We start from the raw sequence: 242 nt of genomic DNA on the forward strand, positions 1-242 counted from the left end.
GTCCAGCACCTTGGTGTTGCTGTAGATGCGCTTGACGAAGTCGCGCGCCGAGGCCGGCGTGCCGCCGTTCTTCAGCGCATAGCCCCAGGCGGCCAGGTAGTTCCAGCGGGCGCCGCCGCTGGTTTTGGGGTTGGGCGTGATGACGTCGACGCCGCTGCGCGCCAGATCGGGCCAGTTGTTGATGTGCTTGGGGTTGCCCTTGCGCACCAGGAAGACGATGGTGGACGTGTAGGGGCTGGCGT

At 66.5% G+C, this 242-nt stretch carries 1 protein-coding gene; it reads right to left on the bottom strand.

The window, feature by feature from the left end; translation table 11 throughout:
- Positions 1 to 242: substrate-binding domain-containing protein (locus ACNEUN_RS06405; protein WP_463631622.1), on the bottom strand; the 242-nt coding region annotated here is incomplete at both ends.

Source organism: Gardnerella sp. C0684A1 (assembly GCF_055326835.1).